Source organism: Spirillospora sp. NBC_01491, assembly GCF_036227065.1.
GTDB classification, from domain to species: Bacteria; Actinomycetota; Actinomycetes; order Streptosporangiales; family Streptosporangiaceae; genus Spirillospora; species Spirillospora xylanilytica.
The window spans coordinates 2832628-2845979 of sequence record NZ_CP109432.1; the positions used below are offsets into that span (position 1 = coordinate 2832628).

The 13352-nt window shown below is 72.8% G+C and carries 11 protein-coding genes; 7 read left to right on the forward strand and 4 right to left on the reverse strand.

What is annotated here, in order from left to right:
• The first annotated feature begins 27 nt into the window (after nt 1–27).
• From OHA34_RS13260 to OHA34_RS13280, 5 genes are all read left to right on the forward strand, one after another.
• Nucleotides 28–1548: an APC family permease gene (locus OHA34_RS13260; protein WP_329521753.1), complete on the forward strand. Its 1521-nt coding sequence runs from the start codon at nt 28–30 to the stop codon at nt 1546–1548.
• Complete coding sequence (locus OHA34_RS13265; RefSeq protein ID WP_285944193.1) at nt 1545–2018, forward strand: MaoC/PaaZ C-terminal domain-containing protein; 474 nt, start codon at nt 1545–1547, stop codon at nt 2016–2018. The genes OHA34_RS13260 and OHA34_RS13265 overlap by 4 nt, the downstream gene beginning before the upstream one ends.
• On the forward strand, nt 2011–3600 hold the full coding sequence (locus OHA34_RS13270) for a class I adenylate-forming enzyme family protein (protein ID WP_285944192.1): 1590 nt from the start codon (nt 2011–2013) through the stop codon (nt 3598–3600). Before OHA34_RS13265 ends, OHA34_RS13270 begins: the two co-directional genes overlap by 8 nt.
• A gap of 224 nt (nt 3601–3824) precedes the next feature.
• A complete protein-coding gene (locus OHA34_RS13275) occupies nt 3825–5288 on the forward strand; it encodes a PucR family transcriptional regulator (protein WP_285944191.1) in 1464 nt (487 codons plus the stop codon).
• 58 nt (nt 5289–5346) lie between these two features.
• Complete coding sequence (locus OHA34_RS13280; protein ID WP_285944190.1) at nt 5347–6774, forward strand: aldehyde dehydrogenase family protein; 1428 nt, start codon at nt 5347–5349, stop codon at nt 6772–6774.
• A gap of 123 nt (nt 6775–6897) precedes the next feature.
• Here the strand turns inward: OHA34_RS13280 and OHA34_RS13285 are convergent, their stop codons facing one another.
• Nucleotides 6898–7338 (reverse strand): MarR family winged helix-turn-helix transcriptional regulator, encoded by a 441-nt coding sequence (locus OHA34_RS13285; protein WP_329521754.1) that lies wholly within the window; start codon nt 7336–7338, stop codon nt 6898–6900.
• Between the two features lie 114 nt (nt 7339–7452).
• Here OHA34_RS13285 and OHA34_RS13290 point away from each other — a divergent pair, with 114 nt between their 5' ends.
• On the forward strand, nt 7453–8529 hold the full coding sequence (locus OHA34_RS13290; protein ID WP_285944188.1) for an SMP-30/gluconolactonase/LRE family protein: 1077 nt from the start codon (nt 7453–7455) through the stop codon (nt 8527–8529).
• A gap of 168 nt (nt 8530–8697) precedes the next feature.
• On the forward strand, nt 8698–9150 hold the full coding sequence (locus OHA34_RS13295; RefSeq protein ID WP_285944187.1) for a hypothetical protein: 453 nt from the start codon (nt 8698–8700) through the stop codon (nt 9148–9150).
• 36 nt (nt 9151–9186) lie between these two features.
• Here the strand turns inward: OHA34_RS13295 and OHA34_RS13300 are convergent, their stop codons facing one another.
• From OHA34_RS13300 to OHA34_RS13310, 3 genes are all read right to left on the reverse strand, one after another.
• A complete protein-coding gene (locus OHA34_RS13300) occupies nt 9187–9915 on the reverse strand; it encodes a type 1 glutamine amidotransferase (RefSeq protein ID WP_285944186.1) in 729 nt (242 codons plus the stop codon).
• A gap of 14 nt (nt 9916–9929) precedes the next feature.
• A complete protein-coding gene (locus tag OHA34_RS13305; protein WP_329521755.1) occupies nt 9930–11432 on the reverse strand; it encodes a carboxyl transferase domain-containing protein in 1503 nt (500 codons plus the stop codon).
• 152 nt (nt 11433–11584) lie between these two features.
• Nucleotides 11585–13279, reverse strand: a complete 1695-nt coding sequence (locus OHA34_RS13310; protein ID WP_285944184.1) for a Coagulation factor 5/8 type domain-containing protein — start codon at nt 13277–13279, stop codon at nt 11585–11587.
• Nucleotides 13280–13352 lie beyond the last annotated feature (73 nt).

Sequence of the window (13352 nt, forward strand, 5' to 3'; positions counted from 1 at the left end):
AGATCCCTCCTCCTCCAAGGAGTGCGCATGACGGCAGGCGCGCTCAGCAGAAACCTGAGCACCCCGAAGATCGTCTTTCTCGTGGTGGCCGCGGCGGCGCCGCTGGTCGCCATGGCCGGCACGGTGCCGCTGTCGATGGGCGCGGGCAACGGCGCGGGCGTGCCCGGCGCCTACCTCGTCGCCACCGTGACGCTGCTGTGCTTCTCGGTCGGGTACGCGACCATCGCCCGCACCGTGACCGGCGGAGGCGGCTTCTACGCCTACATCGCCCGCGGTCTCGGCCGGCCGGTCGCCGCGGCGGGCGCGGTCTTCGCGCTCATCGCCTACAACGCGCTGGTCGCCGCGCTCGCCGGCGGCATCGGCTACTTCCTCACCAGCGCCGCCGGCGTCCCCGGCCCCTGGTGGGCGTGGAGCGCGGCCGGCATCGCGGTCATGTCGGCGCTCGGCTTCCGCAGCGCGAACCTGTCGGCCAAGGTGCTGGCGGTGCTGATGACGTGCGAGGTCGGCATCCTGTTCGTCTTCGACGTGGCGGTGATCGCGCAGAAGGGGATGGACGCCTTCGCCGCGGCCTCCTTCGAGCCGTCCACGATCCTGGCCGGGGCGCCCGGGGTGGCGTTCATGTTCGCCTTCGGGTCGTTCGCCGGGTACGAGTCGGCCGCGCTGTACGCCGAGGAGACCCCGAACCCGTCCCGCACGGTCCCCCGCGCCACCTACGCGGCCGTCATCGTGATCGGGCTGTTCTACACGCTGACGAGCTGGATGACGGTCGGCGCGATCGGCGCGGACCAGGCCCAGCGTGCGGCCGAGGAACAGGGCGGCGACCTGTTCCTCAACCTGGCCGGGGACCTGCTCGGCGACGGGATGAAGGCCGTCTTCGGGCTGCTGGTGATCACCAGCGTGTTCGCCTCCCTGCTGTCGGCGCACAACGCGGCCGGGCGGTACGTCTTCACGCTGGCCAGGGACGGGCTGGCGCCGGCGCGGCTCGGCCGGGTGCACCCCCGGCACGGCTCGCCGTACACCGCGAGCCTCGCCCAGGCCGGTTTCACGCTGATCGTGGTCGCCGCGTTCGCGGTCGCCGGGCTGGACCCGTACCGCAACCTCGTCACGATCATGAGCGGGCTGTCCACGCTGGGCATCGTGCTGCTCCAGGCGTTCGCCGCGGTCGCGATCGTCGCGCACTTCCGCCGCAAGGGCGACCGCCGGTACCTGCGGACCCTGGCCGCGCCGCTGATCGGCTGCCTGGGGCTGCTCACCGCCACGGTCCTGCTGCTGATCAACTTCGACACGCTCGCCGACTCCGACGCGCTGTTCATCAACTCCCTCCCGTACGCGGTCATCGTGCTCGCCATCGCCGCCTCCCTGTACGCGCTGCGGCTGCGCGGCACCGATCCCGTGCGGTACGCCCGGATCGGCCACTCCGGCACCGACAGCGACCAGAGCGGCGAGGGTGACGGGCCCGGAGGCCGCACCGCAGGCGCCGCGGGGGCCTCGCCCGCCGGGGCGTCGCCGGCCGCATCGAACATCACCGAAGACGAAGGACAACGATGACCTACACACTCGCCCAGCTCCCCTCGCTCGCCGGCACGGAGCTGTTCTGCTCCGACTGGCTCACGCTGGACCTCTCCGACGAGCAGGCGTTCGGCAAGGCCACCTTCCTGCGCGAGGACTTCCTGGGACGTCCGCCGTCCAACGGCGACCCCTACGGCGAGCGGCTCGTCTCGGGCTTCCTGCTGCTGTCGATGATCGTGGCGTTCCACAAGCGCGACCTGAAGCTTGAGAACAGCGGAGCGTACGGGCTCAATTACGGCGTGGACAAGGTGCGGTTCCTGCGGCCGGTCCTCACCGGCGAGCGGGTACGGCTGCGCGCCGAGCTGCTCGAAGCCCACGAGAAGGCCCCCGGCCGTACGCGCGTCCTCACGCGTAACGTTCTCGAGGTGGAGGGCGCCGACAGTCCCGCGATGGTCGCTGACTGGATCACGTTCTTCGTGGACGAGTCCGTGGAGGCCGCCGATGCCTGACCTGCCCGCCGCAGCGCCGCTGCCCGGTGAGGGCGTCGTCCCGGCCGCAGACAGGGTGGTGGACTTCCTCGACCACTGGGCGGCCCAGCAGCCCGGTGCGCTGCTCGAAGATTTCGGTGGAGCACGCCGTACCTACGGCGAGGCCGCCGCGGACGTGGCTCGCTGTGCCGCGGCCCTGCGGGCGTCCGGTGTCGGGCCGGGCGACCGGGTCGCGGTGCTGACGACGCCCCGTCCCGAGTTCCTGACGCTCTTCCTCGCCATGTCGCGGATCGGCGCGGTCTGGATCGGCCTCAACCCGCGCTACACGCGGGACGAGCTCCTGCACGTCGTCACCGACAGCGGCCCTGTGCTGCTGGCCTCCCTCGCCGAGCACGCGGGACGGTCCTATGCCGACGACGTCGCGGCACTGCGCACGGCCGCCCCGTCCATCCGGGAAGTGGTCGCGCTCACCGGGGAGCTGCCCGGCGCCGTCCCCTTGAACGACTTCCTCTCCCGCGCGGAGAATTCCGCGGGAGACGGCACTGGAGCCGTGTCCCCGGACGATCCGGCGCTCATCATCTACACCTCCGGGACCACGGGACGGCCGAAGGGCGCCGTCATCAGCCATCGCGCCTTCGCCGAGGGCTGCCGGCTCCAGGGCACCAGGCAGTACCACTCCCTCGCCGTGGCCCTGGCGAACCTCCCGGTCAACCATGTCGGCGGCGTCATGGACGTGGTGTCGGTGCCGCTGGCGATGGGCGGTGCCGTCTGCTTCATGGAGGACTTCGATCCCGCGGGCGTCCTGGCCGCCATCGAACGGGCCGGGATCACGCTCTGGGGGCAGATCCCGACGATGTTCCAGCTCGTCGCGGCGCGGCCCGAGTTCGCCACGGCGGACCTGTCCTCGCTCACCCACATCGGGTGGGGCGGCGCGCCGATGCCGCGCGACATGGTCGCGCGGCTGCGCGCCACGGGCGCGCGGCTCAGCACGGTGTACGGGCTCACCGAGAGCTGCGTTTCGGTCGCCTACAACGATCCGGACGCCGACGACGAGACCCTCGCGTCGACGATCGGCCGGCCCGATCCGCGGCTGGAGCTGCGCCTGGTCGATCCCGCCGGGACGCCCGTCCCGGCGGGCACGCCGGGTGAGATCCAGTTGCGCAACCCGTGCGTGATGAGCGGCTACCTGGGACTGCCGGAGGCGACCGCCGAGGCGTTCACCGAGGACGGCTTCCTGCGGACGGGCGACCTCGCGGTGGTCCGTCCCGACGGCAACATCACCCTGGTCGGACGGCTCAAGGAGATGTTCAAGTCGGGGGGCTACAACGTGTACCCGCGCGAGATCGAGGTCGCGCTGGAGGAGCACCCGGACGTCGCGGCGGTCGCGGTGGTCCCGATGCCCCACCCCGTCTACCACGAGGTGGGCGCCGCGTTCGTCGTGGCGCGTCCCGGCAGCGCGCTCACCCCGGAGGCGCTCACCGAGCACGCCCGCGCGCACCTGGCCAACTACAAGGTGCCCAAGCGGATCGAGATCATCGCCGAGCTCCCCCTGCTGCCCGCCGGGAAGGTCGACAAGTCCGCCCTGCGCGCCCGCGTGCGTTGACACGGGCGCGCAGGGTCTCCACCCCGCCGGCCGTGGCGGGCCGCCGTCCAGCAGCCGGTCGGCCGCCGGCCGTCGGGGGGTGGCGTCAGCAGGGACCGTGGGCCCGGCCGGCCATGGCGTGAACATAGGGCGCCCACCGTCTAGCCTGAAACAGACGGAACGGCGAAAAACATCCGCTGGACCGGACGAAGTGCACAATGCGCCGCCGAGCCCTGGGGAGCCTGATGCCGCCCACCCTCGCGACCGTGGCCGCACTCCCCCAACTGGGACTGCGGCTACTCACAGCGACGCGTCCGGACGCTCCGGTCAGGTGGGTCGCGGTGAGCGAGCTCGAGGACCCCACTCCCTTCCTGGAGGGCGGGGAGCTGGTCCTCACCACCGGTATGCGCCTCACCTCCGAGAACGCCGCGTCCTACGTCACGCGGCTCGTCACTCGGGGTGTGGCGGGCCTGGGCTTCGCAGTCGGGGTCATTCACGCCGCCCCGCCCCCCGAACTGGTCGACGCGGCCCGCCAACAGGGGCTCCCCCTCCTGGAGGTGCCGCGCCCCACCCCGTTCATCGCCATCGGCAAGGCGGTCTCGCGGCTGCTCGCCGCCGAGTGGTACGAGGACGTCACCCGGGCGTTCCAGGCCCAGCGGGAGCTGACCCGTGCCGCTCTCCGAGGCCCCGGCACCCTGGTGGCGCGCCTCGCGCGCGAGCTCGGCGGCTGGGCGCTGCTCCTCGACCCGTCCGGCGCCGTGCGGCACGCGGAGCCCGCCCGTGCCCGCCAGCGCGCCGCCGACCTGGCCTCTGAGATCGCCCGCCTGCAAGGCGCGCGGCCCTCCACCACCGGGCCGTCCAGCATCGCCCTGTCCGGACGGGACGGGTACGTCGTCCTCCAGCGGATCGGCCTCGGCGGAAGGCCGCGCGGGTATCTCGCAGTAGGGACTGACGACCCGCTGCCCCATGTCGCCCACACGATCGTCGGCTCCGCCGTGGCGTTGCTGACCCTGCAATCGGAGACACCCCGTACCGGCCGGGAGCTTCGGGCGACACTCGCGGCACTGCTGCTCGGCCTGCCGCCGCACAGCCCCGCGCTACCGCCATCGCCCGTCCGCGTGCTGGCCTGTGCCGGCGGGGCCGCCATTCTGGACGCGCTGGAGGCCGATCCCGCAGGCGAGCGCGCCCTGGCCGTGCCCATGCCCGGCCACTGCGCGGTCATCGTCCCGGAAGGGCAGGCCGACCACGTCATCGCGCTCGCCCAGGCGCAGGGGCCCGTGGGAGCGAGCGACCCCACCGACATCGAACCGTTCGGCGACGCCCTGAACGATGCGCTCCGGCAGGCCGAGCAGGCGCTGACGGCCGCGCGCCGCCTCCGCACGTCCGCCGACCGTCCGCACGGTGTGATGCGTCACTCGGACCTGCCCGGACAGGGAATTCTGGGCCTTCTCGACCGCGATCTCGCCCAGGGGTTCGCGGCGGCCCTGCTGGCTCCGCTGCACGCCGAGGACCCCGCTCTGATCACTTCGCTGCGCGCCTACGTGGCGGCGAACGGGCAGGGTGAAGCGGCTGCGCGCGCGCTGGGCGTGCACCGCCACACCCTGCGGACACGGATGCGCAAGACCGCCGAACTGCTGGGGCGCGACCTGGACGATCCGGCGATCCGGGCGGAGCTCTGGATCGCGCTCGCCATCACGGCCAACCCGTAGGCTCGGATTGGACATCCTGGAGGCTCCCATCCGGGCCCGCCGGAGATAGCGTGAACGCATGAACGTGACCCCATTCTGGCTGGCCGGTCGTCCCGCGACCGGTGACGGTGAGCTGACCGTTACCCACCCGTACGACGGCCGCGTGGTCGGCGCCGCCTCCGTTCCGACCCCGGAGCAGGTGGAGGAGGCGCTCGCGGCCGCGCACGCGATGCGCAAGGAGGCCGCCGCGCTGCCGCTGCACGTCCGCGCCGAGGCGCTCGCGCACGTGTCCAGGCGGCTGGAGGAGCGGTCGGAGGAGGTCGCCCGCCTCATCACCGGCGAGAATGGCAAGCCGCTGCTGTGGGCGCGCGGAGAGGTGACCCGGGCGATCTCCACGTTCCGGTTCGCCGCCGAGGAGACCCGCCGCTGGAGCGCCACCACGCAGCGCCTCGACACCGACCCGGGCGCCACCGGGCGGATGGCCTACATCACCCGCGCCGTGCGGGGGCCGGTGCTCGGCATCTCGCCGTTCAACTTCCCCCTCAACCTGACCGCGCACAAGATCGCTCCGGCCATCGCGGTGGGCGCGCCCATCGTGGTCAAGCCCGCCCCCGCCACCCCCCTGTCGGCGCTGCTCCTCGGCGAGCTGCTGGCCGAGACCGACCTGCCCGAGGGCATGTTCTCCATCCTCCCGGTGCCGAACGACCGGGCCGGCGCGCTCGTCGACGACCCGCGGCTGCCGATCGTCTCGTTCACCGGCTCGGTCCCGGTCGGCTGGGCGATCAATGACAAGGTGCCGCGCAAGCACGTCACCCTCGAGCTCGGCGGCAACGGCGCGGCGGTCGTGCTGGCCGACTCCGACCTCGACTGGGCGGCGGCCCGCATCGGGCTGTTCTCCAACTACCAGGCCGGGCAGAGCTGCATCGCGGTCCAGCGCGTCTTCGTCGACCGCAGCGTGTACGACGACTTCGTGCCCAAGCTGGTCGACGCGGTCGAGAGCCTCGTGACCGGCGACCCGTGGGACGACAAGACCCAGGTCGGCCCGCTGGTCAGCCAGGACGCCGCCGAGCGCGTCGAGTCCTGGGTGAACGAGGCCGTCGCCGCGGGCGCGCGCGTCCTGGCGGGCGGCACCCGCGAGGGCGCCGCGTTCGCCCCGACCGTCCTCGCCGACGTGCCGGCCGACGCCAAGATCTCCCGCGAGGAGGTCTTCGGCCCGGTCCTGCTGGTCCAGGCGGTGGACGGGGTCGACGAGGCGTTCGACCTGGTCAACGCGTCGAAGTTCGGCCTCCAGGCGGGCGTGTTCACCCGCAACCTCGACATCGCGTTCCGGGCGCACCAGGAGCTGGAGGTCGGCGGCGTCGTGATCGGCGACGTCCCGTCCTACCGGGCCGACCAGATGCCCTACGGCGGGGTGAAGGACTCGGGCGTCGGGCGCGAGGGCCTGCGCTCGGCGATGGCCGACTACACCGAGGAGAAGGTCATGATCCTCACCGGCCTGCCCCTCTGACAGCACGCGATCACGGGACCGGTCTCCTCCTGGGGGCCGGTCCCTTCGCCGTTTCCGGCCGGCCCGGCCCCGCCACGTCGGCCGGCGCGTCGCCGAGACGGCCCCAGCGGCGCTCTCAGGGATTCAGGGACGCGTGGCGTCGAGGAAGTCCACAGCGCGCCCCAGGAGGGCGATCAGCGCCTCCCGTTCCTCGGCGCTGAACTCGGCGGCGAGCCCGCGCTCGACCCGGACGGCGCAGGTGTCGGCGTCAGCCATGGTCCGCGCCCCCGCCTCGGTGAGCCGCGTCTCCAAGACGTTGCGGTGCCACTCGTGCGGGGTGCGCGCGATCAGCCCGCGCTCCTGAAGGTTCTTCAGCACGGTGTTGATGGTCGGCGGGGTGACGCCGCAGGCCCTGGCCAGCGCGGCGGCCGACATGCCGGGGTTCTCCGACAGGTGCAGCAGCGCCGCGTACTGCGGGACGGTCAGCCCCGCCGGCTTCAGCACCGCGTGCTTGGTCGCGTTGAGTGCTTGCTCGGCACGCTTGAGGTGGGACCCCAGCCGCTCGGAGACGGGCATCGACGTCATCTGCGCATGGTAACGGGCGTCATTCTTCGGACCTTGACGAGCATTAGAGTTCTAACTAATATTCGTACTCGTCTCAAAGAGACGACTCTAATCTTCCCCTGAAGTGAGGCATCGATGTCCCGCCTTCTCACGCACCCCTCGATCGCCGCGGCGGTCACGGCGCTGGCCACCGTCCTGCCCCTCGCCTCGGCCGCGCAGGCCGCCGGAGCACCCGCGACCGCTCACCACGCCACCGCCCACCGCGCGCCCACCCGGCACGCGCCCGCCGACCGGGCGGCGGGCGTCCGGTCGGCGGTCCGAGTGGCTCCGGCTTATGAACTGCCCGGCGAGCGGGTCTATCCCGAGGGCATCGCCGCCGACCCACGGACCGGGGACCTCTACGCCGCGTCCTACGCCGACGGCACCGTCTTCAAGACGACGCCGGGCCACCGGGTCGCCGAGGTGTTCCTTCCTGCGGGCGCGGACGGGCGCCGCACCGCCAACGGCCTGAAGGTCGACCGCGCCGGCCGGCTCTGGGTGATCGATTCCACCGCCGGGGTGTCGGTCTACGACGCGAGCAGCCGACGGCTGCTCGCCCAGTTCACCGTCACCGGTAGCGGCGAGACCTTCGTCAACGACGTCGCCATCGCCCCGGACGGCGCGGCCTACCTGACCGACAGCACCCGCGCCGTGGTCTACCGCGTCACTCCACGCGACCTGGCAAAGGCCGAGGCCGACGGCGGGAGGGCCGGGCTCACGCCCCGCTTCGACCTGGACGACGCCCCCGAGCCGCCCGCCCCCGGCGCCAGCGGCCTCAACGGGATCGTCGCGGACCCGTCCGGCCGCTACCTGCTCACAGCGGACATGACCGGCGGCGTCCTCTACCGCCTGGACATTCACACGGGCGCGATCCGCAAGGTCGCCTCGAAGGGCGGTGACATGCTGAACGCCGACGGCCTCGAACTCCAGCACGGCAGGCTCTGGGTCGTGCACAACGTGGCGAACCAGATCAGCCGGTGGAAGGTCACCGCGAACGGCCTCGTGGCGCGCGAAGAGCAGAGGGTGACCGACAAGGCGCTGAAGCTCCCGACGACCCTGGTGCGCCGGAACGGGACCCTCTACGTGGTCCGTTCGCAGTTCGACAAGGGCGGGCCGATGGGACCCGGCACTCCGGAGACGCCGTTCACCATCGCCTCGGTCGACGGCATCTGACCGCCCCCGTCCTCAACGGCGATAACAAAGGAATACAGGGGAGATAGGCGCCCTGAATACCTTCACCACGGCTGGGAGGCCCTGGCCGGCCCGGCGGTCCCCGCCCGCCGTTCGGACCCGCGGGCCGCCCATCGCGGCGGCCCCAGTGCGGCGAGGTGGAGGAGCGCAGTGAGCGTCGACAACGTGGCGGACGTCCGGTTCCGCGTCAACGTCATGGTGAGCGGCCTGGCCGCCCAGGTCCTGCTGTTCGTCGGGTCGCTGATGCCCTGGGCCACCTTCCCGGGCGCGCAGGGCAGCGGGTTCCGTCCCTGGGGCGGGCTGCCCGGGATCGTCCCGACCGGCGGCCTCACCTTGGCACTGGGGCTGACTCTCGCGGCGGCGGTGTCCACGATGCTCCGGCCGGCCTGGCTGCCCGCGGCCGTCGCCTCCAGCGCGTCCGTGCTCACGCTGGTCCTTCAGGTGCGGCTGTGGGCGGCCCTCGGAGAGCACAACGACCTGGAACCCGCCGCCGGACTGTACCTGTCGGTCGCGGCCTGCGCGGTGGTGGCGGCGTCGTTCGCCCCTATCGCCTGGCACGGGCTCGCGCGCGGGCGCGGGCCTCTGGCCGATCTGACCACCTGACGCCGAGCCCGACGCCGCCGGCGGCGAACGGGACTGTCAACGGACGGTGGGCGGCGTGGCCTCCGCCGAGGCGACGCGGCTCAGGTAGGCGTCGATCAGGGCGTGGGTGCGGCGGACGGAGGCCGGCTCGCCGCGGCGGACCTCCGCGCGGACGGCCTCGGGGTCGCGGCCCGCGCCGCGCAGCGGGGCCTCGCCGCCGTGGGCGAGCCAGAGGTCGAGTTCGGCGAGGGTGATCTCGGGGTGGAACTGCACGCCCATCGAGCGGCCGGACACGAACGCCTGGGAGCACGCCTCGTTGCGGGCGATCTCGCGGACGCCGGGCGGCAGGATCCAGCGGTCGAAGTGGAACTGGAACCACGGGCCCGGCCCGACCAGGGACGGCTCGTCGGTCTCGACCCGGGTCCAGCCGAGCTCGGGCCGCGGGGCGCGCTCGACACCGCCGCCGAGGGCGGTGGCCAGGGCCTGCCCGCCGAAGCAGATGCCGAGGACGGGCACCCCGGCGGCATGCGCGCCGGCGAGGAAGGCCAGCTCGGGGGTGATCCACGGGCCGATCAGCGCCACGTCGTCCACCGACCAGGGGGCGCCCATCGCGACGATGAGGTCCGCGGCGCCGGGGTCCGGGAACACGCCTTCGACCGACGGGTCCCGCTGCCGCTCCGGCGGGACGACGAGCAGTTCCGACAGCGTGTAGCCGTGATGGACGAGCCGTTCGCCGACCGGGCCGGTCGGCGACTGGGCGTCGTGCTGGATCAGCAGGGCGCGCACGGGGACCTCCCGGGTCAAAGGCCGGAGCGACCGAAACGATCACGGCGGGCCGGGTCGGGGGCGGGCAGGGCGGAGAGGGCCGCCTCCACGGCGGCGGCGGCCCGCAGGCAGAACGCCTCGGGCTCGTCGGCCGCGTCGGGCCGCTCATCGACGAGGGCGTCGGCGATTCCGTCGCGGAGGAGGTCCTCCGACCGTACCCCCTGGGAGCCGGCCATCTCCGCGGCGCGGTCCGGAGTGCGGTGCACGATGACCGAGGCGCCCTCGGGAGGCAGCGGCGACAGCCAGGCGTGCCGCGCGGCGAGGACGCGGTCGGCGGGCAGCAGGGCGAGGGCGGCGCCGCCGGTGCCCTCGCCGAGGAGCAGGCACAGGGTGGGCGCGGCCAGCGTCATCAGGTCGGCCAGGCAGCGGGCGATCTCCCCTGCCAGCCCGCCCTCCTCCGCTTCGGCCGACAGCACCGCGCCAGGGGTGTCGACGACGGTGACGAGCGGGAGGTGCAGTTCGGCGGCCAGCCGCATGCCGCGCCTGGCGACCCGCAGCCCGGCCGGGCCGAGGGGATGGCCCGTCCGCTGGCTCCGCCTGTCCTGGCCGACCAGCACGCACGGCATGGAGCCGAAGCGGGCCAGGGCGAGCAGGAGGCCGGGCTCCGCCTCCCCCTGGCCGGTCCCGGACAGAGGCGTCACGCTGGTCGCGCCATAGCGGAGCAGTTCCCGGACGCCGGGCCGGTCCGGACGGCGCGAACGCTGGATGGAGTCCCATGCGGACGCCCCCGCGATGGCGACCGCAGGAGGCGGGAAAGTCGGAACGGCTGACGGGGCTGCTTGGGCGGGCCCGGTCGGCGTACGGGCGCAGAGCACGTCCAGGGTGTCGGCGGCGATATCGGTCAGGTCGTCTATGCCGACTACCGCGTCCACCAGGCCCTTGGCCGCGAGGTTCTCCGCCACCTGCACACCGGAAGGGAATGGCTCCCCGCAGAGGCCCTCGTAGACGCGGGGCCCTAGGAACCCGATCAGTGCACCAGGCTCAGCGGCCGTGACGTGACCGAGCGACCCCCAAGAGGCGAAGACCCCGCCAGTGGTGGGATGCCTCAGATACACGAGGTAGGGCAGGCCCGCGGCGCGGTGCGCCATCACGGCGGCGGTGATCCGCGCCATCTGCACGAACGCCGCCGTGCCCTCCTGCATACGCGTCCCGCCGGACGACGGGGCCGCGAGCAGCGGGAGGCGTTCGGCGGTGGCGCGTTCGATCGCGGCGACGACGCGTTCGGCGGTGGCCAGGCCGATCGATCCGGCGAGGAAGCCGAACTCCGACACCACGAACGCCACCCGGCGACCGCGCAGGAGCCCTTCGCCGGTGATGACGGCCTCGTCGCAGCCGCTGCGCCGCCGGGCGGTCGCCAGCTCCGCCGCGTACGCCGAGCCTGGGGCGGCGACCTCGATGGGAGCAGTGTCCCAGGACGTCCATGCGTCCGCGTCCAGCACGTGGCGCAGTAGCCCGCGCGCCCCGACCCGTTCCGACACGCGGCTCCCTCCAGGCGAAGCTGACCGGAATCGTCATCCTCGCAGGGCCCGCACCTCTCCGACATGAGCGGCCCCAGCACGGGGCCGCCCAGGACGGCTCGGTGTCGAGACGGGCGCCCTGGGGCCGGGCCCGGCCCCAGGGCGCACGCCGGTCAGGTTCTGGCGCGGCTCCACATCTCCAGGTACGCCTCGGCGCCCCGCGCCATGTCGTCGGTGATCTCGCGACCGGCGATGTTGCGCATGTCGGCGATCCAGTCGGGGACCAGCCCGTAGTTCGCCACACCGTCGGTGTTGAGGTCCCAGGTCCGCTGGCCGGTGCGCTGCCGGTCCAGGGTGACCCCCGGGTCGATCGGCGAGGTGTAGGGGTAGGCCAGCTTGTTGCCGGCGTTGCCCTTGCGCGGCGCGGGCAGCGGGCCCATCCCGTTCGCGTCGAGCCCGTAGCCGTACCCGAAGACGAAGCGGTCGTCGCGGAGCTTCTTGGTCTCACGCCATTCTGCGACGAACGAGTCCGCGGCGCTGCCGTACGCGTTGACCATGCCGCCGAGGCCGTAGATGCGGCGCATGTAGTTCTGGTCGGTCCAGCTGTGCGAGGACATGACGCCCGAGTACTTCGCCTTCTCCAGCAGGCCGAGGGACTGGTCAACGGCCTTGACGCTCATATGGTCCAGCTCGACGATCATCTTCCGCTTGACCATGCCCTGGAGCGCGTACGCGCCGAGGTCGGTGAGCCCGTTGACGTTGCAGTGCGGCGCGCTCGGATAGATCGGCAGCGTGATCCCGGCCAGGCGCAGGTCGCGCAGCGGCCCCGCGAGCAGGTCGCCGAGCGCGCCGGCCGGCTGGATCGGGTTGTCGTGCGCGGCCCCGGTGCACGTCTCGGCCTGCCAGAACCGGCCGGACCCGACGAAGTTGCCGAGGTTCATGATGACGCCGGTCGTGCCCTGGTCGTACCGCACGCCGCACAGCGCGTTGTCGAACTTGTGGCACAGGAACATCGAGCTGACGCCGAGCTTCTTGACCTCGTCGAGCCCCTTGTCGATCTGCTCCTTGCCGCACTGCGGCGCGCCGAGGACCTGCCGGCAGCCGAACGGCTCGGAGGTCTCGATCCCGAGGACGACGGCGAGCTTGCCGGCCTCGATCACCTTGCGGGCCTCGTCCGGGCCGCCGACGATCCGGAACCAGCCCTTGCCGGGTCCGCCGTTCTGGCGGTCGACGTAGTCCTGGAGCTCGCGGGTCCGCTGCGCCTGCAACCGGATGGTGTCCATCTCGTCGCAGGAGTTCTTCTTCAGCGGGTAGATCTCACACAGGGTGCGGTTGGCCACGAGCTGGTTGACCAGGACCCGCTGCCCGGCGCGCCAGGACCGCTCGACCCACTTGTAGTACGTCTGCTGGTGGGTGAACGAGTCGTTGGCGGGCCAGTCCTTGAAGGTCGGCCAGCCCTTGGTGTCATGGGTGCCGACCGGGACGCCCTTCCGGGTGAAGTTCTCGAACCAGGCGGGCAGGCCGTACGGCTCGTGGTCGGGGCAGTCGGTCAGAGCGGCCGCGACGCCGCCCTCGTCGAACGGTTTGCCGCACATGAGCGAACCGCCGAACCCCTCGTACGACATCAGGTGGCTGTGCGCGTCGACATATCCGCGGACCTGGCCGTTCGCGGTGGTGCCGGTGAAGGGCTTCCCGGACGCGCCGGTGTCGGGCTCGGGCACGGCGGAGGCGGCCCGGGAGGCGGGCGCGGGAGCGGAGGCGGAGGCGGAGGCGGTCGCGGACTCGGACGGGGCCAGCAGCGCGGCGCCGAGCACGCCGAGTGCCAGCGCGGCCAGCACGGGGCGGAGAAGGGGGCGTGGAGGGGACATGCGTACCTCTGGGGACGGGGGGACGGGGGTCCGGACACTCGTGATCAGATCACGACGCGCAGTAAAAGTGAAT

What these genes read in the sequence shown, in the direction of transcription:
- OHA34_RS13310 (WP_285944184.1), bottom strand. Translation starts at nt 13,279, where the DNA reads ATGTCCCCTCCACGCCCCCTTCTCCGCCCCGTGCTGGCCGCGCTGGCA.
- OHA34_RS13290 (WP_285944188.1), top strand. Translation starts at nt 7,453, where the DNA reads ATGTCCCGCCTTCTCACGCACCCCTCGATCGCCGCGGCGGTCACGGCG.
- OHA34_RS13285 (WP_329521754.1), bottom strand. Translation starts at nt 7,338, where the DNA reads ATGACGTCGATGCCCGTCTCCGAGCGGCTGGGGTCCCACCTCAAGCGT.
- OHA34_RS13275 (WP_285944191.1), top strand. Translation starts at nt 3,825, where the DNA reads ATGCCGCCCACCCTCGCGACCGTGGCCGCACTCCCCCAACTGGGACTG.
- OHA34_RS13270 (WP_285944192.1), top strand. Translation starts at nt 2,011, where the DNA reads ATGCCTGACCTGCCCGCCGCAGCGCCGCTGCCCGGTGAGGGCGTCGTC.
- OHA34_RS13260 (WP_329521753.1), top strand. Translation starts at nt 28, where the DNA reads ATGACGGCAGGCGCGCTCAGCAGAAACCTGAGCACCCCGAAGATCGTC.
- OHA34_RS13280 (WP_285944190.1), top strand. Translation starts at nt 5,347, where the DNA reads ATGAACGTGACCCCATTCTGGCTGGCCGGTCGTCCCGCGACCGGTGAC.
- OHA34_RS13265 (WP_285944193.1), top strand. Translation starts at nt 1,545, where the DNA reads ATGACCTACACACTCGCCCAGCTCCCCTCGCTCGCCGGCACGGAGCTG.